The organism is Streptomyces sp. NPDC059455, from assembly GCF_042750115.1.
GTDB lineage: Bacteria > Actinomycetota > Actinomycetes > Streptomycetales > Streptomycetaceae > Streptomyces > Streptomyces endocoffeicus.
This window is the reverse complement of sequence record NZ_JBHYVB010000200.1, coordinates 1-20,850: the sequence shown is the minus strand read 5'-3', so window position 1 is coordinate 20,850 and position 20,850 is coordinate 1. Positions and strand designations below refer to the sequence as shown.

Below are 20,850 nucleotides of genomic sequence, written 5' to 3'. Positions count from 1 at the left end.
CCCCGAGGAGCTGGCCAAGGCCGTGGCGGGGATGGCGCGCAGCCCGGCGGCGGGGGCCGCCGTCACCCCCGCCCCCGCGGGCCACCGCACGACGTGACAACCCGGGGGGTTCGGGCCGCCGCCCCACCCCCCCGGCCCCCCCCCCACCCTCGGTGTCGCGGCCCCGCGCGGGGAGGTGGGCCGCGGTGGACCGCCGGCGGTGTGCTGCCGGTGGACCGCCGGACGGGTCAGCCGCCGAACTGCCAGAAGACGGAGTGATTCAGCGTCAGCAGGACGATCAACAGGACCACATCGGCGATGCCGAGGGTGATCCCGAGCAGCGCCCGGCCCCTGCGGTGGGTGTCCCGGGCGATGGCGAGCGTCCCCAGGACGATCGCGCAGGGCCCGAAGACCGCGTTGAACAGCAGCAGACCGATCAGACCGAGCACGAAGGAGGCGACGGCCATGCCGTCGGCGTCCCGGCGCGCCCGGACCGGTGAGGTGCGGGACGGTGCGGTGATTGCCATGGGTCTCAGCTCCCCTTGTGCCCGGTGCGTTCGCGGATGAAGAAGATCAGCAGCCAGGCGCCGATGGCGCCCGCGGCGGCGAGGAACAGGGGGAGCGGAGTGTGCGCCGCCGCCCCCAGAAGAACTCCCATCAGGGCGAGTGCCGCGACGATGAAGAGCATGGGTGCCTCTCTCGAAGTGACGATCCGGATGCGGATGGCGTGCGGTTGACGTGCGGATGGTAATTGTTCGGTGAACAGTTGGAATCACAACTGTTCACTGAGTTCTAGAGTACCCCGCCGAACCCTGGAAAAATTCAGCGAACGGCTGTTTACTGAATGATATGAGTCACACGTCCGGGGTCCGGCAGGCCCAGAAGGAGAAGACCCGGCGCGCGTTGATGGACGCGGCGTTGCGGCTGCTTGAGGACCAGAGCCTGAGCAGTCTGGGGCTGCGCGAGGTCACGCGGGCGGTGGGGGTGGCGCCGGCCGCGTTCTACCGGCACTTCCGGGATCTGAGCGATCTCGGTGTCGCGCTGGTCGAGGAGTGCCTGAGCAGCCTGCATCACATGATCGGCGCCATCCTCGCCGGTCAGGACGGTGACGAGGAGCGGATCGAGGCCACCGTCGACGCGGTCGCCGAGCATGTCCGCCGCTACCCCGCGCACATCCGCTTCATCGCACGTGAGCGGCATGGCGGGGTGCGCCCCGTGCGCCAGGCCATAGCCGCCGAGCTGGACCGCTTCGCGGACGAGGTGGCCACCGCCTTCTGCCCGCAGCTCCCGGCGGAATCCTGGCCACCGGAAGATGTCCGGATGCTTGCGGAGCTGTATGTGGACCACATGGTGATGACGGCGACGGCGTTCCTGGAGGCGCAGGCCGATCACCCCGAGGCCGCGGACGAGCGGCGGGTGGCCGCCACGGCGCGCAAACAGCTGCTGCTGATCACCCTCGGGCGCCACCACTGGCACGACGCGTGATCTCCACGCCGTAGTCACCGGCCGCGTCCCGGCCGGTGACCCGGACGCGTATCCGGATGCCGTTCGCCGCGGCGGCGAAGGTCTCGCCGGGCGCGTAGGCCGCGTCGCTGAGTCCGGGGTGGACATTGCGCTCCCGGGTACAGCCGCGGCCGTGGGGGGTGGAGTCCACGATGGTGACGGGGCCGCCGCCGGAGTCGACACCGGTGTTCACCCAGGAGATCAGGACCCCGGGCTTGCATATGGCCTCGTCGTTGCCGCCGGTCGCCCGCGCCTCGATGGCGTAGCCGGTGGACGGCGAGACGGGGACGAAGACCAGCTTGGTGCCCTCCGCGCGGCTCAGCGGGGACAGGGTGTGGGCGAAGACCCCGGAGCGGGCGGCGCAGGCGATCTGCCGCGGGCCGAGCCAGCCCAGCTTCCACTTGTGCCAGGCCAGCAGGTCGTTGCCGGGACCCCAGTCCTCGGACATCACATCCCAGTGGCCGGCCTTGTCGCCGCCGCCGTGGGTATAGAGGTCGGGCAGCCCGAAGACATGGCCGTTCTCATGGGGCAGGACGCGGAAGCCGGTGCGGCGCAGCGAGCCGGAGCCGTCGTCCTGACGGCTGTAGACGAAGGAGACATTGGCCAGCGGAACGCCGTCGGCGGTCGGGGCGTGCTGGTTGTCGGCGTAGGTGACGGACAGCACGGCATGCGCGGCCGGCGGCCCGGCGTTCGGGGTGACCAGGACGTTCACCAGGTCGTAGCGGCGGAAGTCGACCTTGGGGTCGGCGGACTTGGCGATATCGGCGACGAGTTTGCGATAGCCCGGGTCGAAGGGGCTGCCGCGCTTGATGCCGTACGCGCGGAACGGGCGCGGCATCCGCAGCCAGTGGGTGATCGGCATCTCGGGGCGGTAGTCCAGCCGCCCGTACGAGCTCTGCGCGAACCATCGGGAGGTCTGCGGGAAGAACTCCTCGAAGCGCTGGCGGGCGGTGCCCTGGCCGCGGACATCGGGGAAGTCGATCATGAGGTTGAGGGCGTGGACGGTACCGGTGCTGCGGCTGTAGCCGCGGCCGGTGGGTATGCCCTCGGCCATCTGGAGCCCCGGCCCTGAGGCGAGGGCGCAGGGCGCGAGCGAGCCGAGGGCCGGGCGCGCGGAGGGCGCCGGGGCGAGCTCGGGGCGCGCGGGGGGCGCGGTACGCGGGGCCGCCGCCGGGGCGACCACCGCCACCGTGAGCACGGCGGCGGTGGCGAACGCGCCGGCTCTGCGGGGCCGGCGTATTCGTATGCGGGGGCGGGTGGTCCCATGCGTCTGGTCCATTGCCGACCACGGTGCGACGGTGCGGACCGGGGCGCCCGTGGGGTGCCGCCGAACGGTGGAATGACCTGCTCCGTCCGGGCGGCGGTGGGCGCCCGGCAGGTGTGAGGCAGGTCACGTACGGACGCAGAAATTCCGGGGACTCATTCCCCGTTTAACCCAGTGAACGCATAAACGGGGACTCACTCCCCGGAAAAGTTGAAGCTCGAACGTCAAGGCCGGGGCGCGGCGCCGCCGCCAAGCCGCCGGAGCACCGGCCACCGGACAACCGTACGCGTGGAAGCCGTACGCAGAAGGGAGTGCTGTCATGACCGCCGACACGATGACCGCGAAGTCCGCACAGCCCCGGCTGCGCGCGGACGCCCTGCGCAACCGGGAGCGCATTGTCGCGGCCGCCCGAGAGGTGATCGTCGAGAGCGGGGCGCACATCCCCCTCGATGAAATCGCTCGACGGGCGGGGGTCGGCAATGCCACGATCTACCGGCACTTCACGGACCGCCGTGAGCTGATCCACCATGTGGCGCTCTCGGTGATGTCCTGTGTCGCCGACCAGGCCGAATCCGCCCTGGCCGAGGAGGATGACACCTTCTCGGCGCTGCGGCGCTTCGTCCACGCCGCGGCGGACGAGCACATCGGTGCGCTGTGCCTACTGCTCTCCGACGGCCTCGACAAGGAGCACCCTGATCTCATCGCCACCCGCGACCGTCTGGCGGACGCTGTCGAAGCCCTGATGGGGGCCGCCAAAGCCGACGGCAAACTGCGCACCGACATCGGCGTCGGTGACCTGATGGTCGCACTCAACCAGCTCACCCGGCCGCTGCCCGGCAGCGCCTGTGTGGACTTCGAGCCCTTTGTGCACCGGCATCTGCAGCTGCTCCTGGACGGACTGCACACCCCGGCGCGCTCGGAACTACCCGGAAAGTCCGTGACCTTGGAGGATCTGCAGCACCGGCCGTGACGTGACATAGATCGCATCCGGTCGATCCCGGAGCACCGCTTATTCCGCGCACGTTCACACGTCTTCCTTACGTGCGTCGTCGCCTCTCGCTACGTCTTACCCAATGGCCTGTGCCGGTCTGACCACGACCGGCCCCTTACGTCCCATTTCTCACTCTCCGCACCGCTAGGTAGGCTCTTCCATGCCTGAAACGGCTCAATTCGTGGATCCCCGGCGCTGGAAAGCGCTGATATTCATCGCCCTCGCCCAGCTGATGGTCGTGCTCGACGCGACCATCGTGAACATCGCGTTGCCCAGCGCCCAGGCCGATCTCGGCATCTCCGACGGCAACCGGCAGTGGGTCATCACCGCCTATGCCCTGGCCTTCGGCGGACTGCTGCTGTTCGGCGGCCGGATCGCCGACCTGTGGGGACGCAAGCAGACCTTCATCGTCGGTCTGATCGGCTTCGCCGCCGCCTCGGCCGTCGGCGGTGCCGCGCTGAACACCCCCATGCTGCTGGGCGCGCGTGCCCTGCAGGGTGTGTTCGGCGCGCTGCTCGCCCCCTCCGCGCTCTCGCTGCTCGCGGTGATGTTCACCGACGCCAAGGAGCGCGCCAAGGCGTTCGGTGTCTTCGGTGCCATCGCCGGTGGTGGCGGCGCCGTCGGTCTGATCCTCGGTGGTGTGCTCACCGAGTACATGGACTGGCGCTGGACCTTCTTCGTGAACATCCCGTTCGCCATCATCGCCGCGATCGGCGCGGTCGCCGTGATCCGCGAGCCGGTGGAGAGCCACAACTCGTCCCGGCTGGATGTCCCCGGCGTGATCCTGGCCACCACCGGTCTGGTCTCGCTGGTCTACGGCTTCACCCGCGCCGAGGCCGACGGCTGGTCCGCGGGCCCGACCATCGGTCTGTTCGTCGCCGCGGCCGTGCTGCTGGTCGCCTTCGTGGTCGTCGAGTCGCGGGTGAAGGCGCCGCTGCTGCCGCTGCGCGTGGTCGCCGACCGCAACCGCGGCGGTGTCTACGCCTCGCTGGCCCTCGCCATCATCGGCATGTTCGGCCTGTTCCTCTTCCTCACCTACTACATGCAGGTCGTGAAGGGGTACAGCCCGGTCAGGACCGGCTTCGCCTTCCTGCCGATGGTCGCGGGCATGATCACCGGCTCGACGCAGATCGGCGCCCGGCTGATGACCCGCGTCCCGGCGCGGCTGCTGATGGGGCCGGGTTTCCTGGTCGCCTCGGTCGGCATGCTGCTGCTGACCCAGATCGACCTGGACACCTCGTACCCGGCGCTGATCCTGCCCGGGTTCCTGCTGCTCGGCCTCGGTATGGGTACCGCCTTCATGCCGGCGATGAGCCTGGCCACGCATGGTGTCGAGCCGCGTGACGCGGGCGTCGCCTCCGCGATGGTCAACACCTCGCAGCAGGTCGGCGGCGCCATCGGCACCGCGCTGCTGAACACGATCGCGGCGAGCGCCACCACCGAGTACGCGAAGTCGCATGCGGCGGGGGCCCCTTCCCGCACGGCGCTGCAGCTGCAGTCGATGGTGCACGGCTACACCGCCGCCATCTGGTGGGCGGTCGGCATCCTGGTGCTGGCCGCGGTCATCGCCATCACGTTCATCAACGCCGGACAGCCGGAGGGCGGCGGCGCGGTCGCCGGCTCCGGTGACGGTGCGGCGGAGGACGCTGTTCCGGTGATGGCGCACTGATGCGCTGAGGCCCGTTCGCCGGACTGTCCGTAGCCGGTCTGACGTCAGGTGAAGGCCCCGCTCCTCCTCGGGACTCGAGGAGGAGCGGGGCCTTCGTGCGGTGTCTCGGAGCGTCAGCGCAGCCAGGGGAGGTCGGCACCGGCCGGCTGGAGGCCGTCCGCGATGATCCGGCATGCGGCGCCGAACTGCTCGACCTGCTCGGGGGTGAGCCGGTCGAAGACGGCCGTCCGTACGGCGGTGACATGGCCGGGGGCGGTGTCCTGCAGCACCTTGAGCCCCTTGTCGGTCAGGACCGCGTTCTGTCCGCGCTTGTCGTCGGGGCAGTCCTCACGCCGGACCCATCCGTCCTTCTCCATGCGCGCGACGGCATGGGACAGCCGGGAACGGGTGATCTTGGCGGCCTCGGCCAGCTCGGTCATCCGCATCCGGTGGCGAGGCGCCCAGGAGAGCTTCACCAACAGGCCGTAGTAGACATGGGGCATCCCCGCGTCGCGCTGCAACTGGCGGTCGAGGTGGTCCTCCAGGAGCATGCTCGCCTGGACATACGCCTGCCAGCTGCGCTGTTCGTCTTCGGTCAGCCAACGCGGCTCGCCGGCGTCTGAGGGGGTTTTCATGGCGTCGTCCACGAGTCCATTCTAGGGAATTCTCTTTGAATCTTAAATAACTGTGCGCTACAGTGATAACTATATGCTTGAGACTTCAAGCATTTTGGCGAGCTCTGTCGACTGACGAGGAGTCCTCATGTCCGCGCTCGACGGGCGCATGCCCGCGCTCTACCTCAGCCATGGTGCTCCGCCGCTCGCCGACGATCCGGTCTGGCCGGGACAGCTCGCCGCCTGGGCCGCCGGTCTGCCCCGGCCCAACGCCATTCTCATGATCTCCGCTCACTGGGAAGAGGCGCCCCTGGCGATCGGCGCCACCCAACCGGTGCCCCTGGTCTATGACTTCTGGGGCTTCCCTCAGCACTATTACCAGGTGCGGTACGCCGCGCCGGGCGCCCCCGAGCTCGCCGAGCGGATCCGCAAGACGCTGCGCACGGCGGGTACCCCGGTGCAGGACATCCCCGACCGGGGGCTGGACCACGGGGCGTATGTGCCCCTGGTCGAGATGTATCCGGAGGCCGACATCCCGGTTCTCCAGGTCTCGATGCCGACCCTCGACCCGCGGAAGCTGATGGAGATCGGCCGGAAGCTGGCGCCGCTGCGGGACGAGGGCGTCCTGATCGTCGGCAGCGGCTTCTTCACTCACAACCTGGCCGCGCTACGGCATACGGGACCGATGCCGCCCAGTTGGTCGGCCGAGTTCGACGACTGGGGGCAGCGGGCCCTGGACGCGCAGGACATCGACGCGCTGCTGGACTTCGAGCACGCGGCCCCGGCGGCAGGACTCGCCCATCCGCGCACTGAACACTTCGCGCCGTTGTTCGTCACGCTGGGCGCGGCGGAGGCGGAGCTGAGCAGTCAGCGGAGTGCGATCGACGGGTTCTGGATGGGGCTGGCGAAGCGGTCGTTGCAGTTCGGGTGAGGGTGAGGGTGAGGGTGAGTGGGGGCGGGAGCGGGGGCGGGAGCGGGGGCGGCTCAGTGGGGTGTGGCTGAGCGGGTACGGCCCGGCTGGGGCTCTTGTGGTGTCAGAGCACCGGGTCGATCATCGCGCAGGCGTGCAGTGCGGCGGCCAGGGCCGTCGGGTCCGTGCCCCGGGCGACATCGAGCGCGGTGTCGGTCAGCTTGATGGCGTGCTCATCGCCGTGCGCGGCGGCGTGGGCGAAGACCTCCTCGGGGGCGACGCCCTCCCCGGACGGCAGCCGGTCGGCCGGGAGCGGCTCCCGCGGCGCGTACACCGCCGTGACCGCGGCGCTCGCCGCCCATGCCGCGTCCAGGCTCGGCACCCACAGCTCGCGCGGCAGCGCGGGCAGGGCGCGGAGTACGGCGTTGGGCGCGGTCGCGGCGTGGACCAGCATGATCGGTTCGCCGTGGCCGTGGGTGGCGTAGCGATGCGTCGCGGCCCGTACGAGCTCGGTCAGGCGCCGGCGCGCCTCCTCGGGCCGGTCGGCAACGGGATTGTCGTGGCCGTCGGGGGCGTCGTGGCCGTCGTGGCCGGTCGTCCGGCTGGGCTGCGGGGCGGTGGGCGGCCAGGTGGGGAAGGCGGTGAGCCGGGCCAGCCGGTCCCGTATGTCACCGCTCTGGTCGGCGATCGGCTCCACGGCGGCCAGTGCGTCGGCCGCCGCCCCGGAGGCGGGGCCCCGCTGCTGCCGGAGCGGCGGCAGCGGGGCGTGGCGGGCGGCCCAGTAGCCGAGGGCGTGGGCCAGCTCGGCGGTGCGGGGAGCGGCCGTCGTGCCCGGCTCGTCCAGCAGGGTCCGTACGGCGTGACCGACCCGGATCACCGGATGCGTCGCGCCGGCGGCGATGCCCGGCAGCAGCCGGGGCCACCACACGGCGAGCACGTCCTGCCAGGGGTGGTCGGCGAGTTCCCGGGCGAAGTAGGCGGGCCAGTCGGCGAGCCGGCGTGGATCGCCGAGCGCCTCGCGCCAGTTCTCCTCGGTGATCGCGGCGTATGAGCGCGGCATCTCCTCCAGCTTGTGGCGATAGTGGTCCAGCCAGCGGTGCACGGTGCGCCCCTGGCCGTGGCGCACCAGCGCCTCCACGGCCATCGGCGCGTGATTGCTCAGCCATCCGTGCCGCTCGGGGCCGGAGGCGTGCAGTCGCTCGAGGGCTTCGTCGAGAGTTCCACTCGTGTCGTCTGTCATGACCTCACGCTAGGGAGGGCGGGACGGCCCCGGAACGGACCGGGGACGGAGCCGTGCGGGGACCAACGACCTAAGCCGGGCCGGGCCCGAGGGCCGGTCTTGAGAGCTCGTCTTGAGGGCCGGTCTTGAGGGCTGAGGGTCACTCCCGAGGGTGTTCCGCCCGTACGTGGAAGACGTAGAACGACATGCCCACCATCACGAGCCCCGCCCCCAGCCCGATCCCTGAGGACCGGTACACCGAGCCGCCGCTCACGGAGTGCAGAAAGCCGAGGGCGCAGCCGAGGACCGTCCCGTAGAGCACGGCCCGGAGCTCCGGCATCAGGCCCGGCGTCATCCTGCCGAGGGCATAGCAGAGTGCCCCGACCACCGCCGCCGACACCACGCCGAAGATCGCGGCGGTGGGGATGGTGGAGCCCTGGTTGTGGGTCACGAACATCACCCAGCCGCCGTAGAACACCGCCAGAACGGCCGGGACGCCCCAGGAGGCGGAGGGGTGCGGCGGGAGGTGGAACTGCGGACGGCGGTGGTGGCTCACGGGGGCGGTGGGGGCTGTGGGGACATGCATGACGGAACCTCCTCATCGCCGCGTCCCCGCCCTGGCCTGTCACTTTCCAGCGCACACCCATGCGGAGGGCCGGGCAACCCGGCACGATGGGCCATACGGGCAACCGGCGGCCCGCGAGATTCGTCTTGACAGATGAGAGAAGGGCGGGAGAGCCGTAGCAGGCGACCGCACAGGGGGTCTGACCTGCGCTTCCCGGTGTCTCGGCGGTGCGCTGACCCGCGTGTGGCTGGACAGGATACTGCATGATCGTAAAAACGTGGGGGCCTGATGGGAATTCTGTCCTGATTCCAGTCGTTGTTTCCTTCGGACGGGGCACCCGACACCGGAGTGTCCGTCCATAGTCCGCGCCCGATCCATCTGTAAGGGAGCACGCATGGCAACCCGTGCCGTCGCCCGTAATCAGTCCACCGCCGGTGGTGGCGCTGATGGGGCCAACAGCGTTCGCGCCTCAGGCGGGGAGATCGCCGATCGCGACCTGGTCGGCATGTATCTCGACGAGATCGCTCGCACCCCGCTGCTGGACGCGGCGAAGGAGGTCGAGCTTTCTCAGTCCATCGAAGCGGGGGTGTACGCCCAGCAGATCCTGGACGGGGACGTTGAGGACACCCCTGCCGCAGGTGCGAGCCGCGAGGAGCTGGAGGCGATAGCCGCCGAAGGTGCCCGCGCCAAGGACATCTTCATCCGCTCCAATCTGCGCCTCGTCGTGGCTGTGGCGCGCCGCTATCCGCGCAGTGGGCTCCCCCTGCTCGACCTGATCCAGGAGGGCAACGCGGGCCTGGTGCGCGCGGTGGAGAAGTTCGACTACACGAAGGGCTTCAAGTTCTCGACCTATGCCACGTGGTGGATCCGTCAGGCCATCACGCGCTCGATCGCGGATCAGTCCCGTACGATCCGGCTGCCCGTCCACCTGGTCGAGGAGCTCGGCCGGATCCGCCGGGTGCAGCGGGAGTTCAACCGTGAGCACGGCCGCGAGCCGGAGCACGCCGAGATCGCCGAGGAGCTCGGCTCCACGATGGAGCGGGTCTCGGATGTGCTCGACTGGGCCCGCGACCCGGTCAGTCTGAACATGTCGGTCGACGACGAAGGGGAGACCCAGTTCGGCGATCTGCTGGAGGACACCTCGGCCGTCTCGCCCGAGCAGTCGGTGATGACGCTGCTGCGCAGCGAGGAGCTGGAGGACCTGATCGGCCGCCTCGACGACCGCACCGCCTCCATCATCAAGGCGCGGTACGGCATCGACGACGGCCGGGAGCGCACCCTGACCGAGGTCGGCAAGCAGCATGGCCTCACGCGTGAGCGGATCCGCCAGATCGAGAAGCACGCATTGCTTGAGCTGAAGAAGATGGCCCGCCAGACCGGCTTCGACGCAGCGGCTTGAGTTCTCAGGCCAGCAGACCCCAGCCACCAGATCCCCTCCAACCCCTGGACCGAGCCCCGGCGCCTCCCCCCTGGCGCCGGGGCTCGCTTCTGTCAGCCTGTCTGTCTGTTGGGCTGTCTGTCTGTTGGGGTCTTCTGTCTGTCCGTTGGGGGCTGGAGATGGAGGGAGCGACCGGTCAGGCGGCGAAGCCGCCGTCCACGGCGATCGACGCTCCGGTGATGTAGCGGCCGTTGTCGCCCGCGAGATGGGCCACGGTCGCCGCGATCTCCGTGGTGCGGCCGTAGCGCCCGAGCGCGGTGAAGCCGCTCTGGAACGCGGCGTTCTCGCCGTCGGCCGGGTTCATATCGGTGTCCACGGGGCCGGGGTGGATCAGGTTGGCGGTGATTCCGCGCGGGCCGAGCTCACGGGCCAGGGCCTTGGTGAGGCCGGTGAGCGCGGTCTTGCTGGTCGCGTAGAGGCTGCCGCCGGGGAAGGCGACCCGCTCGGCCATACAGCTGCCGATGTTGATGATCCGCCCGCCGTCGGCCAAATGCTCGGTGGCCGCCTGCGCCAGGAGGAACGGCGCCCGGATGTTCACGGCGAGGACCCGGTCCACATCGTCCAGCGACAGCTCGGCGATGGGGCCGAGGACGCCGACACCCGCGTTGTTGACCAGGATGTCCAGGCGGCCGAACTCGGCGGCGGCCCCCTCCACGGCGGCCCGCACCGCCTGTGCGTCGACGCCGTCGACCCGCACGGCCCAGGCGCGGCGACCGAGCGCCTTGATGCGGTCGACGACATCCGCCGCGCGCTCGGCCTGGCTGTGGTAGGTCAGGGCGACATCGGCGCCCTCCTCGGCGAGCCGGATCGCCACGGCCTCACCGATGCCCCGGCTGCCGCCGGTGACCAGGGCCGCCTTGCCGTCGAGTGTCATACCTTCTCCTCTATTCCCTGTATTCCTTGTATGCCAGATATTTCTGGTGTGCGGTAAAGGCACCGCTATGCGTAAATACTTCGCTATGCGGTGGTCCCGGAGGACATGACTCGATCCTGGCCGGGCGGCCCGCGGAAGTCCGGCGGGATTCGGACGGTGCGCTGCGGTGATGGGCGGGCAGTCAGGGGCGGATCAGCCAGGGGCAGATCGGTCAGGGCTGAGGCGGTGAGGCACGAAACATGCCCGGTCGAGTTTGTTTCGTGCCCGAGTCTGTTTACTTTCCTGCATCGTCCACGTAATCTGGCCGCGAAATCACAGGTTCGGGCATGGAAGGGACGTAAACCCACATGTACGCACCGGAGCGTCAGCAGGAGATTCTCCGGCTCGCCCGCGAGGGCGGGCGGGTGGATGTCCTGTCCCTCGCCGAGGAGTTCCAGGTCACCGCCGAGACCGTACGGCGTGATCTGCGCGCCCTCGACCGGGCGGGGCTCGTCCGCCGTGTGCACGGGGGCGCCATCCCGGCCGGACGGCTGGACTTCGAGCCCGATCTCGCCGAGCGCGAGTCCACCGCCGCCGATGAGAAGGACCACATCGCGCGAGCCGCCATCGCGGAGCTGCCGTCCGACGGCAGCGTGATCATCGACGCCGGTTCGACGGCGGCCCGATTCGCCGCCGCCCTCCCACTGGAGGCCAAGCTCACCGTCGTCACCCACGCCCTGCCGGTCGCCGCCCGTCTCGCCGACCACCCCGGTATCGCGCTGCACCTCGTCGGCGGGCGGGTCCGCCATCGCACCCGGGCCGCCGTGGACGCATGGGCGCTGCGCGGCTACGGCGAGATCAAGGCCGATGTGGTCTTCCTCGCCACCAACGGCTTCTCGCTGGACGGCGGGCTCACCACACCCGATCTCGCGGAGGGCGCCGTCAAGAGCGCCATGATCGCGGCGGCCCGGCGGGTGGTGCTGCTCGCGGACTCCGCCAAGTTCGGCCGGGAGCACTTCGCCCGGTTCGGCGGCCTGGACGATGTCGATCTGCTCATCACGGACACCGGGCTCAGCCCCCAGGACGCCCTGGCCATCGAGCGCCAGGGCACGGAAGTGGCACGCGCATGATTCTCACCGTCACCCCCAACCCCAGCCTGGACCGTACGTACGAGATCCCCGCGCTGGAGCGCGGCGCCGTGCTGCGGGCCACGGCCGACCGGGTCGACCCCGGCGGAAAGGGCGTCAATGTCTCGCGCGCCGTGGCCGCCGCGGGGCAGCGCACGGTGGCCGTACTGCCGCTCGGCGGACCGGAGGGCGCGCTGCTCGCCCGGCTGCTGGAGGAACTGGGCATCGAGGCGGCGGGCGTGCCCGTGGCGGGCTCGACCCGGGTCAACATCTCCGTGGCCGAACCGGACGGCACCCTCACCAAGCTCAACGCGAGCGGGCCCGAACTGAGCGACGCCGAGGCCGAGGCGGTGCTGGAGGCCGTCCGGACGAGGGTCGAGAGCGCCGACTGGATCGCCTGCTGCGGCAGCCTGCCCCGGGGGCTCGCGCCCGAGTGGTACGCCGAACTGGTGGCGCGGGCCCACCGGGCGGGCGCCCGGATCGCCCTGGACACCTCCGGCCCCTCGCTGACCGCCGCCCTGCGCGAGCGCCCCGATGTGGTGAAGCCCAACGCCGAGGAGCTGGCCCAGGCCGTGGGCCGTCCGCTGGCCACCGTGGGCGAGGCGGTCAAGGCGGCCGAGGAACTGCGCGGGCTGGGCGCCCGCGCCGTACTCGCCAGCCTGGGCGCCGACGGCCAACTGCTGGTCGACGAGACCGGCGCGTACTTCGGCACCGCCCGGGTCACCGCCGTGCGCAGCAACGTCGGCGCGGGCGACGCCTCGCTCGCCGGATTCCTCGCGGCGGGCGGCTCCGGGCCCGCCGCACTCGCCTCGGCCGTGGCCCATGGAGCGGCCGCGGTGCAGTTGCCGGGCAGCGCCATGCCGACCCCGGCCGACCTCGACCCATCCGCCGTGGTCACCACGGCGGACATTCCGCTGGACCGTGTGCTCAAGGAGCCCGCGTGACCGGCCGACCCCACTCCCACCCCCCAGTCCCCACTCCGTCCGCCCGCCCCCAGGGCGGCACCGCACACAAGGGAGCCGCGAGATGAGTGAGCTGATCACCGCGGATCTGGTCGACCTTGACCTGTCCGCCGACACCAAGGAAGCCGCCGCCCGGTCGCTCGCCGAACGCATGGTCGAGGCCGGCCGGGTCACCGACCTCGACGGCTTTCTCGCCGATGTGGCGGCGCGCGAGGAGCAGATGCCGACCGGCCTGGACGGCGGCATCGGCATACCCCACTGCCGCAGCGCCCATGTCACCGAGCCGACCCTGGCCTTCGGGCGCAGCGCGGCCCGGATCGACTTCGGCGCGGCGGACGGGCCGGCCGATCTGATCTTCCTGATCGCCGCCCCGGCGGGCGCGGACAGCGACCATCTGACGATCTTGTCGAGCCTTGCGCGGCAGCTGATGAACGCCGACTTCACCGATGCGCTGCGCTCGGCCGACCAGCCCGAACAGGTGGCCGCCCTGATCCGCGGCGAGGAGCCCGCCACGGCTGAGCCCGCCACGGCTGAGCCCGCCGCCGCGAAGCCTGTTCCGGGCGAGCCTGCCGCCTCCGACTCGGCCGCGTCCTCGGCTGCCTCCCGGACGGCTTCGGAGCCGGTGGCCCCGTTCCGGATCGTGGCCGTCACGTCCTGTCCCACCGGTATCGCCCACACCTATATGGCCGCCGAGTCGCTGGAGAACGCCGCTCGCGAGGCCGGGGTCGAGCTGGTGGTCGAGACCCAGGGCTCGGCCGGGTTCGACAAGCTCCCCGCCGCCACCATCGCCGCCGCCGACGCGGTGGTCTTCGCGCACGATGTGGAGGTGCGGGAGAAGGCCCGCTTCGCGGGCAAGCCGACGGTGGACGTCGGGGTGAAGGCGGGCATCAACCGCCCCGCCGAGCTCATCGCCGAGGCGCGCGGGAAGGCCGCGCGGGGCGAGATCGCCACCCCGGCCGACGGCGCTGCGGAGGGCTCGGCGCCGATGGACGCGGGCGGTGCCGCCGGTGACGGCTTCGGCACCCGGCTGCGCAAGTGGCTGATGACGGGCGTCAGTTACATGGTCCCGTTCGTCGCCGCGGGCGGTCTGCTGATCGCGCTCGCCTTCGCGATCGGCGGCTACGAGATCGCGAGCGCCAAGTCCGTGGCGGACCACTTCGTCTGGACCGAGACCAGCAGCTGGGCGGCGCTGCTCTTCCAGATCGGCGGTGCGGCGTTCACCTTCCTGGTGCCGGTCCTGGCGGGCTATATCGCCTACGGCATGGCCGATCGGCCCGGTCTGGTCCCCGGATTCGTGGGCGGCTACATCGCGACCACCATCAAGGCCGGATTCCTCGGCGGTCTGGTCGCGGGTCTGATCGCGGGCGCGGTCGTCATGGCCATCCAGCGGTTCAAGGTCCCGGCGTCGCTGCGCGGCATCATGCCGGTGGTGGTGATCCCGCTGGTCTCCTCCGCGATCGTCGGCGTCCTGATGTTCGTGGTGATCGGCAAGCCCATCGCCTCCGCGCAGGAGGCGATGACCGACTGGCTCAACGGCCTCTCCGGCGCCAACGCCATCGGCCTCGGCGTCCTCCTCGGTCTGATGATGTGCTTCGACCTGGGCGGCCCGGTCAACAAGGTGGCCTACGCCTTCGCGACCGGGGGTATCGCGGTGTCGGACCCGTCCACCGGAAGCCTCAAGATCATGGCCGCGGTGATGGCCGCCGGTATGGTCCCGCCGCTGGCGATGGCCCTCGCCACCACCGTGCGCGGGCGGCTGTTCACCAAGGCCGAGCGGGAGAACGGCAAGGCCGCCTGGGTGCTGGGTGCCTCCTTCATCAGCGAGGGCGCCATTCCGTTCGCCGCGGCGGATCCGCTGCGGGTGATCCCCTCGTCGATGGTGGGCGGTGCCGTCACCGGTGCGCTGTCGATGGCCTTCGACTGCACACTGCGCGCACCGCACGGCGGCATCTTCGTGGTCCCGCTGATCGGCCAGCCGTTCCTCTACCTGCTGGCCATTGTGGCGGGCACGGTGGTCTCGACCGGTCTGGTGGTCTTCCTCAAGGGGCTGCGGAAGACGGCGGAGCCGGGGGCCACCGGTCAGGCGGGCGGCGGTGCTGCCGCGGGCGGTACCACCGAGGACGAGGCGAAGGTGGCGGTGGCGGTCTGACCGCATCTCAGCCACCCCCTGTCGGGCTCGGCGGCCTGCCCACCTCCGTGGGCGGGCCGCCGCTCTTCGTGGGCGGGCCGCCGGTATCCGTGGGCAGACCGCGTGAGGCGTAGTAGGCGCCGAGCGCGGCCTCGCCACCCGACCCCATGGCGGTCACGATCCGCTGGAAGCGGACCGACCGCAGATCACCGGCGGTGAAGACCCGGGGATGCTGGCTCCCGGGAGGGCAGTACCCGGACCGGTCGGCCGCCACGGCCCCGGCCGGGGGAGCCGGGGCGCTGCCCAGGTTGAGGAAGGCGAGATCGGCCGTGAGCGTCCGTCGCCCGCCCTCCACCGTCTCGACCTCGGCGGTGAACGGTGCCGACGCGGACCCGGGCCCCAACTCCAGCCGCCGCACGGCCACCAGCTCCACCCGGGGGTCCCGCCGGATCTCCTCGGCCTTGTAGGCGTCCTCGGGCGGATACGCCACCACAAACCGGGCCTTGAGCTCCGGATGAGCCCGTGCCACGGTCCCCAGGGGCCGGTCCGCCCCCAGGACCAGCACCGTCCGGTCGTCGATCGCCGCCGGATCCGCCTCCCACAGCTGCGGAAGCGCCCGGCCCGCCGCGCCCCCGAGCCATCCCGCTCCCTCGGGGCCCAACGGCCCGACCCCCGTGGCGACGGCCACATAAGGAGCGGTCAGCCGCGAGCCAGGAGCCTGAGCGGACCCCGCAGCCTCCACGGTTTCCACCGGCTCCACGGACTCCACAGGCTCCACCGACTCCACCGGCTCGATCGTGACCTCGACGCGGTCGTCGAAGGCATCGATCAGCGTGGCGCGGCGGCCCAGCTCCACTCGGCACAGATCACACTGCGCCAGGTCGGCCTCGATCGCCGCCGCCAGATCCGGGCCGTTGGTGACGGTGAGGACATTGCGCACCACCGGGATGCGCCGCAGTGCCCCGCACAGGGCGTCGCCCGACTCGATCAGCACCGAGCGCATCCCCACGCTCGCCGCCATCACGGCGGCGGCGCAGCCCGCCGGGCCACCGCCGACGATCAGCAGATCCGTATCCATCCGAAGCCCCCCTTCTCTTCGTCGCTCCGGCCCGCTTCTCCTGGCCGGACGCTTCCTTCCCTCCGGCCCCCGCGGATCAGAGGCCGTAAAGATCCCGGTATGCGGGGAAGACACCGCCCGGGCCGTCCACGGTCTCCGCCGCGAGCACCGCCTTGACCACCGCCCGGGTCAGCACGTCCGCCCCGGCCGCCAGGACCTCGTTCAGCGCACCGCTCTCCCGGTGCACCCCGAACGCCGGATCCCCGGCGTCCTCGGGGTCGCCCTCCGGTATCAGCGGGCGCCCGCAGGTGGCCAGGGTGAAGACCGTGTCGCCGTCGGAGAGCAGATGCACCGGCCGGATGGCCCGCGCCAGACCGTCATGCGCCGTACCCGCGAGCTTCTGCGCCTGGGCCCGGGTGAGCACGGCGTCGGTGGCGACCACGGCCAGCGTGGTGTTCAGCGGAGGCCGCACCGACGCGGCCTGCCGCCGCTCCGACTCGGCCCGCGCGGCGGTCAGCCGGCGCATCGCCTCCACGTGCATGGCAGCACCGGGCCGGTGTGGCCCGCCCTCCTCCGACGATCCGTAGTGCTCCCCGTACAGCGCACCCGTACCGGGATCGACGACCGATCCCGCGGCGTTGACCACCACGAGCGCGGCCACCGTGACGCCGCCCGGCAGCACCGTGGAGGCCGAACCGGTGCCGCCCTTGAGCCCACCGGCCACCGCGCCCGTGCCCGCCCCCACATTGCCCTGCACGACCGGAGCCCCCGTCTCCGAACCGGCCGCCGCCTCGATCGCCTCGCGCCCCAGCGCGGCGTCCGGGCGGGCCCGCCAGTCGCCGCCCCGGCCCAGGTCGAAGAGGGCGGCGGTGGGGACCACCGGAACGACCTGCGCCGGATCGGGGCCGACCCGGAAGCCCCGGCCGTGGTCCTCCAGCCAGGAAGCCACCCCCGAGGCGCTGTCGAGTCCGAAGGCGCTGCCGCCGGTCAGTACGACGGCATCGACGCGCTGGACCAGATTGCGCGGATCGAGGGCATCGGTCTCCCGGGTGCCGGGGCCACCGCCGCGCACATCGACGGCGGCGACCGCACCGCCCTCGGGGGCCAGCACCACGGTCGTCCCGGTGAGCCGGCCGCCGCCGGATCGCTGGGCATGGCCCACCCGCAGTCCGTGGACATCTGTCAGGCCGTCGGCCGGACCGGTGGGAGTTGATTCGGGGTTTGTCCGCTCGGCATCCATAGAAGCTATGCGTAGCACGGGAAGCCGTGGCATGGTCGAGTAGCGAGGCGCGAACCACTCCGGTATCCGCCCTTCCGCGATCGCCGCCGAAGCGCGTCGGACGGGATGAGGACCTCTCATATAGAGGGCGTTCATCAGACGTTGATGGCCTGACAGCAATCTGAGCTGTATGCCGTTCGCCCCCGTCCGAAAGAAGACCGCCGTGCCCCGTAGCTCTCGGACGGAGGAGCTCCCGACACCGGCCGCCGACCCTCGGCGGGCCGCCCGGGTGGCCCTCCGCTGGATCAGCGAGCCGGACTGCACCGAGGAGCTCACCCATGCCGAGCTGCTCGACCAGGCGGCCCGGGCCGCCGCCGCGCTCACCCGGCTCGGCGTCCGCGCCGGGGACCGGGTGGCGGTCCATCTGCCGCTGGTGCCCCAGTCCGTGATCGCCACGCTCGCCTGCGGCCGCCTTGACGTCGTCCGCGCCAGCCTCCCCGTGGGGCTGCGCCCCCATGAGCTGCGCGACCGGATCAGGGAGGTCGGTGCCAAGGTCGTCATCACCGCGGACGCCGGGCAGCACGGCGGAGAGATACAGCCGCTCAAGCGCCACGTCGATCGGGCGCTGGCCGGCTGCCCCGAGGTGCGGTCCGTGCTGGTGGTCCACCGGCTGGCCTGCCCGGTGTCCTGGCGGCCCGGGCGTGACCTGTGGTGGCACGACGAGCTCGGCCGATACACCGAGCCGCTGCCCGGGCCGTACTCTTGAGGCATGAGCACCGCCCCTGCCCCTGGACCGCGCGATCCGGCCGCCGCGCTGATCTTCGACGATCCCTTCGCGCAGCGGTCATCGGACGATACGGACCACGGGTGGGGTGAGCGGGTTCCCGGCGGCGACAGTGCCGGCGATGCCGCTGATCTGGCCCGGTTCCTCGACGAGAAGCCGCCCCACCACCTCTGACGGATTCCTAGGCGCTGGAGCCGCTGCCGCCACCGTCGCGGACGGTGGCGCGCTGTGCCACCAGCTCGTCCCGGATCTCGCGGAGCAGAATGATCTCCTCGGCGTCCGCGACGGCCTGCTCCTCCTCCGCCTGCGCCTCCTTGGCGGCCTTCCGCGCCAGATAGCGCGACATCGGCAGCACCATCAGGAAGTACACCACCGCCGCGGTGATCAGGAAGGTCAGCACGGCGGAGAGCACGCTTCCCCAGAGGAGCGGGATGCCGTGGACGATATCGCCCGTGGCGTTGGTCTCGCAGGGCGCCTTGAGACAGGAGCGGTACTTCTCGAGGTCCTTCGTGCCGAAGGCTCCGACTATGGGGTTGATGAGGCCCTTCACTATCGAGTTCACGACGGCGGTGAAAGCGGCTCCGATGACGACCGCGACGGCCAGGTCGATCACATTGCCGCGCATCAGGAAGGCTTTGAACCCTTCCATGACGCTCTTCTTCTCCTCGGTCACCTTCTCCTGACTCAACCCACTGCCTCTCTTTCGCCGCATCGGTGCTTGAGCGGACGGTTCCGCAACCTACACCCGCAGGTGAGAGGGGCATCAGGGCGGTCGGGGGAGTCAGCTGCGGCACAGCGTCACCGCCAGTCGGGAGTCGGCAGCGGCCCCGGCCAGCGCGTTGGCGTCCGCTCGCGGCACCGTCAGCACCACCAGCGCCCCGCCGCCGATCGCCGCGCCGTCGAGCGCGCCGCCGCCGTCCAGCGCCCCGTCGCCGCTCGCATCCGCATCCGCATCCGCGTCCGGATCGGCCTCCGGTGCGCCGCCGTCGGCTCGGCCGTCCGTCGTGCGGGCGCTCCGGGACCCCGGCACCTCGGCCACCCGGACCCCACGCGCGACCACCCGCGCCGTAGCACCGGACGGCCGGGTCCGTGCGGCGTCCGGAAGCGGCGTGGCCAGCACATCCACCCGGTCGCCGGGGTGCAGCAGCCGTACCGCCGCCGCGTCGGCGATCCGGACCGGCGCCGAGACCATGGCGGGGCGCGGGCCGCCCCGCCGCTCCTCACCCGCGGGCGCGGGCGCCCGGGAGGACACCGCGTCCGTGTGCCCCCGGCCGGACGGTGCGGCGGCCGCGAGTGCGGCGGCCGCCAGCGCCAGCCCGGCCGCCATCGTGCGGCGGCGCCGCCGCACGGTCCGCCGCAGCCCGAATCCGCCGGTGCGCCCGGTGCGCACCGGATCGAAGCGGGGCACCGCACGGGCCGGGGGAGCGGACCGGGGTAACGCGAGAGTGGGGGACGGATGGGACATGGCACATCACCGCCTGCCGTGAGGGTCCGGGTGCTTCTGGCCCCCTCACCATGCCCGCCCCCGCCCGATCCCGCTCGGGCCTGTGGACGGCCACCGGGCTGTGGAAAACTCGGCCACCCGCGCGAGCGACACCCGCCCCGTCCGGCTGCTCCGCGCCGCGCCTACGGAAGCTCGATCCCCAGGTCCCAGCCGTCGTGGGCGTGGGTGCACAGGCAGTCCCGTGCGGAGGTCTCCGGCAGCCTGCCCACCGCGTCGAAGAGCACCTCGCGCAGTCGGCCCACGTTCTCCCCGAAGACCTTCAGCACCTCGGTGTGGGTGACGCCCTCGCCGGTCTCGACCCCCGCGTCCAGGTCGGTGACCAGCGTCAACGACGTGTAGCAGAGCCCCAGTTCACGGGCGAGTACCGCCTCCGGGTGGCCCGTCATGCCGACCACCGACCAGCCCTGCGCGGCATGCCAGCGCGATTCGGCCCGGGTGGAGAAGCGCGGTCCCTCGATCACGCACATCGTCCCGCCGTCCACCGGCTCCCAGCCGCGTCCCCGCGCCGCGTCCACGGCCGCCTTCCGGCCCACCGGGCAGTACGGGTCGGCGAAAGTGGTGTGCACCACATTCGGGATCCGGCCGTCCGGCAGCTGCTCGCCGTCGAAGTAGGTCTGCGTACGCCCCTTCGTGCGGTCCACCAGCTGGTCCGGGACGAGCAGGGTGCCAGGTCCGTACTCCGGCCGCAGCCCGCCGACCGCGCACGGGCCGAAGACCTGCCGCACCCCGAGCGAGCGCAGGGCCCAGAGGTTGGCGCGGTAGTTGATGCGGTGCGGCGGCAGGTGGTGCTTGCGGCCGTGCCGCGGGAGGAACGCGACCCGCCGCCCCTCGATGTCACCGAGGACGACCGAGTCGCTCGGCGCCCCATAGGGAGTCTCCACGGTGATCTCGGTCACGTCGTCGAGGAACGTGTAGAACCCCGATCCCCCGATGACCCCTATGTCTGCTTGCCTGTTGGTCTCGACCATGTGATCACCCTAGCCACCCGCGTCCACGCGAACGACACCCCCCCGCCCCCCCCGGGGGGGGGGGGGGGGGGGGTTGTTGACGTAGAACAACCCGGCCGGCGGCGGCGGGGCGCGCGC

Annotated in this window: 22 protein-coding genes; 10 read left to right on the top strand and 12 right to left on the bottom strand. The window is 71.5% G+C overall.

Going from position 1 to position 20,850, the window contains the following annotated elements; genetic code table 11:
* Positions 1–227: 227 nt before the first annotated feature.
* Together ACFXB5_RS43450 and ACFXB5_RS43445 are read right to left on the bottom strand one after the other, a co-directional pair.
* A complete protein-coding gene (locus ACFXB5_RS43450; RefSeq protein ID WP_385219201.1) occupies positions 228–506 on the bottom strand; it encodes a DUF4190 domain-containing protein in 279 nt (92 codons plus the stop codon).
* A gap of 5 nt (positions 507–511) precedes the next feature.
* Positions 512–667, bottom strand: a complete 156-nt coding sequence (locus ACFXB5_RS43445; RefSeq protein WP_014054348.1) for a hypothetical protein — start codon at positions 665–667, stop codon at positions 512–514.
* 161 nt (positions 668–828) lie between these two features.
* Between ACFXB5_RS43445 and ACFXB5_RS43440 the strand changes: the two genes are divergently transcribed.
* A complete protein-coding gene (locus tag ACFXB5_RS43440; protein WP_385219199.1) occupies positions 829–1,464 on the top strand; it encodes a TetR family transcriptional regulator in 636 nt (211 codons plus the stop codon).
* Here the strand turns inward: ACFXB5_RS43440 and ACFXB5_RS43435 are convergent.
* Entirely contained in the window at positions 1,430–2,761 is a 1,332-nt protein-coding gene (locus ACFXB5_RS43435) for a M6 family metalloprotease domain-containing protein (protein WP_385219197.1), read from the bottom strand. The two genes, ACFXB5_RS43440 and ACFXB5_RS43435, sit on opposite strands and share 35 nt — an antisense overlap.
* A gap of 304 nt (positions 2,762–3,065) precedes the next feature.
* Here ACFXB5_RS43435 and ACFXB5_RS43430 point away from each other — a divergent pair, with 304 nt between their 5' ends.
* Together ACFXB5_RS43430 and ACFXB5_RS43425 are read left to right on the top strand one after the other, a co-directional pair.
* Positions 3,066–3,716, top strand: coding sequence for a TetR/AcrR family transcriptional regulator (locus ACFXB5_RS43430; RefSeq protein WP_385219195.1), 651 nt, complete (start codon positions 3,066–3,068; stop codon positions 3,714–3,716).
* A 181-nt stretch (positions 3,717–3,897) separates the two neighbouring features.
* Positions 3,898–5,406, top strand: a complete 1,509-nt coding sequence (locus ACFXB5_RS43425; RefSeq protein ID WP_385219193.1) for an MFS transporter — start codon at positions 3,898–3,900, stop codon at positions 5,404–5,406.
* 113 nt (positions 5,407–5,519) lie between these two features.
* Here the strand turns inward: ACFXB5_RS43425 and ACFXB5_RS43420 are convergent, their stop codons facing one another.
* Positions 5,520–6,020, bottom strand: coding sequence for a MarR family winged helix-turn-helix transcriptional regulator (locus ACFXB5_RS43420; RefSeq protein ID WP_385219205.1), 501 nt, complete (start codon positions 6,018–6,020; stop codon positions 5,520–5,522).
* A 127-nt stretch (positions 6,021–6,147) separates the two neighbouring features.
* Between ACFXB5_RS43420 and ACFXB5_RS43415 the strand changes: the two genes are divergently transcribed.
* On the top strand, positions 6,148–6,930 hold the full coding sequence (locus tag ACFXB5_RS43415; protein ID WP_385219192.1) for a dioxygenase: 783 nt from the start codon (positions 6,148–6,150) through the stop codon (positions 6,928–6,930).
* A gap of 103 nt (positions 6,931–7,033) precedes the next feature.
* Here ACFXB5_RS43415 and ACFXB5_RS43410 read toward each other — a convergent pair whose 3' ends face one another.
* Positions 7,034–8,149, bottom strand: coding sequence for a questin oxidase family protein (locus ACFXB5_RS43410; RefSeq protein ID WP_385219190.1), 1,116 nt, complete (start codon positions 8,147–8,149; stop codon positions 7,034–7,036).
* A 139-nt stretch (positions 8,150–8,288) separates the two neighbouring features.
* Entirely contained in the window at positions 8,289–8,714 is a 426-nt protein-coding gene (locus tag ACFXB5_RS43405; protein WP_385219189.1) for a hypothetical protein, read from the bottom strand.
* 373 nt (positions 8,715–9,087) lie between these two features.
* Here ACFXB5_RS43405 and ACFXB5_RS43400 point away from each other — a divergent pair, with 373 nt between their 5' ends.
* Entirely contained in the window at positions 9,088–10,092 is a 1,005-nt protein-coding gene (locus tag ACFXB5_RS43400) for an RNA polymerase sigma factor RpoD/SigA (RefSeq protein ID WP_385219187.1), read from the top strand.
* Between the two features lie 175 nt (positions 10,093–10,267).
* On the opposite strand, the gene ACFXB5_RS43395 is transcribed toward ACFXB5_RS43400, so the two are convergent.
* The gene (locus ACFXB5_RS43395; RefSeq protein WP_385219185.1) at positions 10,268–11,005 is read right to left on the bottom strand and encodes an SDR family NAD(P)-dependent oxidoreductase; all 738 of its coding nucleotides are present in this window, start codon (positions 11,003–11,005) and stop codon (positions 10,268–10,270) included.
* Positions 11,006–11,352: 347 nt separating this feature from the next.
* Between ACFXB5_RS43395 and ACFXB5_RS43390 the strand changes: the two genes are divergently transcribed.
* The 3 genes from ACFXB5_RS43390 to ACFXB5_RS43380 all read left to right on the top strand — a co-directional run bounded on the left by ACFXB5_RS43390 (position 11,353) and on the right by ACFXB5_RS43380 (position 15,222).
* Positions 11,353–12,114 carry a DeoR/GlpR family DNA-binding transcription regulator gene (locus tag ACFXB5_RS43390; protein WP_385219184.1) on the top strand — a complete coding sequence of 254 codons (762 nt, stop codon included), beginning with the start codon at positions 11,353–11,355 and terminating at the stop codon, positions 12,112–12,114.
* Positions 12,111–13,055: a 1-phosphofructokinase gene (gene pfkB, locus ACFXB5_RS43385; RefSeq protein WP_256653956.1), complete on the top strand. Its 945-nt coding sequence runs from the start codon at positions 12,111–12,113 to the stop codon at positions 13,053–13,055. The genes ACFXB5_RS43390 and pfkB overlap by 4 nt, the downstream gene beginning before the upstream one ends.
* 82 nt (positions 13,056–13,137) lie before the next feature.
* The gene (locus ACFXB5_RS43380) at positions 13,138–15,222 is read left to right on the top strand and encodes a fructose-specific PTS transporter subunit EIIC (protein ID WP_385219182.1); all 2,085 of its coding nucleotides are present in this window, start codon (positions 13,138–13,140) and stop codon (positions 15,220–15,222) included.
* Between the two features lie 7 nt (positions 15,223–15,229).
* Here ACFXB5_RS43380 and ACFXB5_RS43375 read toward each other — a convergent pair whose 3' ends face one another.
* Positions 15,230–16,279 carry an FAD-dependent oxidoreductase gene (locus ACFXB5_RS43375; RefSeq protein ID WP_385219180.1) on the bottom strand — a complete coding sequence of 350 codons (1,050 nt, stop codon included), beginning with the start codon at positions 16,277–16,279 and terminating at the stop codon, positions 15,230–15,232.
* Between the two features lie 76 nt (positions 16,280–16,355).
* The gene (locus tag ACFXB5_RS43370) at positions 16,356–17,498 is read right to left on the bottom strand and encodes a P1 family peptidase (protein ID WP_385219179.1); all 1,143 of its coding nucleotides are present in this window, start codon (positions 17,496–17,498) and stop codon (positions 16,356–16,358) included.
* A gap of 202 nt (positions 17,499–17,700) precedes the next feature.
* On the opposite strand from ACFXB5_RS43370, the gene ACFXB5_RS43365 reads away from it, so the two are divergent.
* Both ACFXB5_RS43365 and ACFXB5_RS43360 read left to right on the top strand, forming a co-directional pair.
* Positions 17,701–18,243, top strand: a complete 543-nt coding sequence (locus ACFXB5_RS43365) for an AMP-binding protein (protein ID WP_385219178.1) — start codon at positions 17,701–17,703, stop codon at positions 18,241–18,243.
* Between the two features lie 3 nt (positions 18,244–18,246).
* Positions 18,247–18,435, top strand: a complete 189-nt coding sequence (locus ACFXB5_RS43360) for a hypothetical protein (protein WP_201854935.1) — start codon at positions 18,247–18,249, stop codon at positions 18,433–18,435.
* 7 nt (positions 18,436–18,442) lie between these two features.
* Here ACFXB5_RS43360 and mscL read toward each other — a convergent pair whose 3' ends face one another.
* The 3 genes from mscL to ACFXB5_RS43345 all read right to left on the bottom strand — a co-directional run bounded on the left by mscL (position 18,443) and on the right by ACFXB5_RS43345 (position 20,733).
* Positions 18,443–18,910 carry a large conductance mechanosensitive channel protein MscL gene (gene mscL, locus ACFXB5_RS43355; protein ID WP_385219203.1) on the bottom strand — a complete coding sequence of 156 codons (468 nt, stop codon included), beginning with the start codon at positions 18,908–18,910 and terminating at the stop codon, positions 18,443–18,445.
* A gap of 132 nt (positions 18,911–19,042) precedes the next feature.
* The gene (locus ACFXB5_RS43350; protein WP_385219176.1) at positions 19,043–19,726 is read right to left on the bottom strand and encodes an RcpC/CpaB family pilus assembly protein; all 684 of its coding nucleotides are present in this window, start codon (positions 19,724–19,726) and stop codon (positions 19,043–19,045) included.
* A 161-nt stretch (positions 19,727–19,887) separates the two neighbouring features.
* Positions 19,888–20,733, bottom strand: a complete 846-nt coding sequence (locus tag ACFXB5_RS43345) for an S-methyl-5'-thioadenosine phosphorylase (RefSeq protein WP_385219174.1) — start codon at positions 20,731–20,733, stop codon at positions 19,888–19,890.
* Positions 20,734–20,850: the final 117 nt, after the last annotated feature.

What these genes read in the sequence shown, in the direction of transcription:
- ACFXB5_RS43420 (WP_385219205.1), bottom strand. Translation starts at nt 6,020, where the DNA reads ATGAAAACCCCCTCAGACGCCGGCGAGCCGCGTTGGCTGACCGAAGAC.
- ACFXB5_RS43440 (WP_385219199.1), top strand. Translation starts at nt 829, where the DNA reads ATGAGTCACACGTCCGGGGTCCGGCAGGCCCAGAAGGAGAAGACCCGG.
- ACFXB5_RS43435 (WP_385219197.1), bottom strand. Translation starts at nt 2,761, where the DNA reads ATGGACCAGACGCATGGGACCACCCGCCCCCGCATACGAATACGCCGG.
- ACFXB5_RS43415 (WP_385219192.1), top strand. Translation starts at nt 6,148, where the DNA reads ATGTCCGCGCTCGACGGGCGCATGCCCGCGCTCTACCTCAGCCATGGT.
- ACFXB5_RS43345 (WP_385219174.1), bottom strand. Translation starts at nt 20,733, where the DNA reads ATGGTCGAGACCAACAGGCAAGCAGACATAGGGGTCATCGGGGGATCG.
- ACFXB5_RS43375 (WP_385219180.1), bottom strand. Translation starts at nt 16,279, where the DNA reads ATGGATACGGATCTGCTGATCGTCGGCGGTGGCCCGGCGGGCTGCGCC.
- ACFXB5_RS43370 (WP_385219179.1), bottom strand. Translation starts at nt 17,498, where the DNA reads ATGGATGCCGAGCGGACAAACCCCGAATCAACTCCCACCGGTCCGGCC.
- ACFXB5_RS43450 (WP_385219201.1), bottom strand. Translation starts at nt 506, where the DNA reads ATGGCAATCACCGCACCGTCCCGCACCTCACCGGTCCGGGCGCGCCGG.
- ACFXB5_RS43410 (WP_385219190.1), bottom strand. Translation starts at nt 8,149, where the DNA reads ATGACAGACGACACGAGTGGAACTCTCGACGAAGCCCTCGAGCGACTG.
- ACFXB5_RS43360 (WP_201854935.1), top strand. Translation starts at nt 18,247, where the DNA reads ATGAGCACCGCCCCTGCCCCTGGACCGCGCGATCCGGCCGCCGCGCTG.
- ACFXB5_RS43425 (WP_385219193.1), top strand. Translation starts at nt 3,898, where the DNA reads ATGCCTGAAACGGCTCAATTCGTGGATCCCCGGCGCTGGAAAGCGCTG.
- pfkB (WP_256653956.1), top strand. Translation starts at nt 12,111, where the DNA reads ATGATTCTCACCGTCACCCCCAACCCCAGCCTGGACCGTACGTACGAG.
- ACFXB5_RS43445 (WP_014054348.1), bottom strand. Translation starts at nt 667, where the DNA reads ATGCTCTTCATCGTCGCGGCACTCGCCCTGATGGGAGTTCTTCTGGGG.
- ACFXB5_RS43430 (WP_385219195.1), top strand. Translation starts at nt 3,066, where the DNA reads ATGACCGCCGACACGATGACCGCGAAGTCCGCACAGCCCCGGCTGCGC.
- ACFXB5_RS43380 (WP_385219182.1), top strand. Translation starts at nt 13,138, where the DNA reads ATGAGTGAGCTGATCACCGCGGATCTGGTCGACCTTGACCTGTCCGCC.
- ACFXB5_RS43390 (WP_385219184.1), top strand. Translation starts at nt 11,353, where the DNA reads ATGTACGCACCGGAGCGTCAGCAGGAGATTCTCCGGCTCGCCCGCGAG.
- ACFXB5_RS43400 (WP_385219187.1), top strand. Translation starts at nt 9,088, where the DNA reads ATGGCAACCCGTGCCGTCGCCCGTAATCAGTCCACCGCCGGTGGTGGC.
- mscL (WP_385219203.1), bottom strand. Translation starts at nt 18,910, where the DNA reads ATGGAAGGGTTCAAAGCCTTCCTGATGCGCGGCAATGTGATCGACCTG.
- ACFXB5_RS43395 (WP_385219185.1), bottom strand. Translation starts at nt 11,005, where the DNA reads ATGACACTCGACGGCAAGGCGGCCCTGGTCACCGGCGGCAGCCGGGGC.
- ACFXB5_RS43405 (WP_385219189.1), bottom strand. Translation starts at nt 8,714, where the DNA reads ATGCATGTCCCCACAGCCCCCACCGCCCCCGTGAGCCACCACCGCCGT.
- ACFXB5_RS43350 (WP_385219176.1), bottom strand. Translation starts at nt 19,726, where the DNA reads ATGTCCCATCCGTCCCCCACTCTCGCGTTACCCCGGTCCGCTCCCCCG.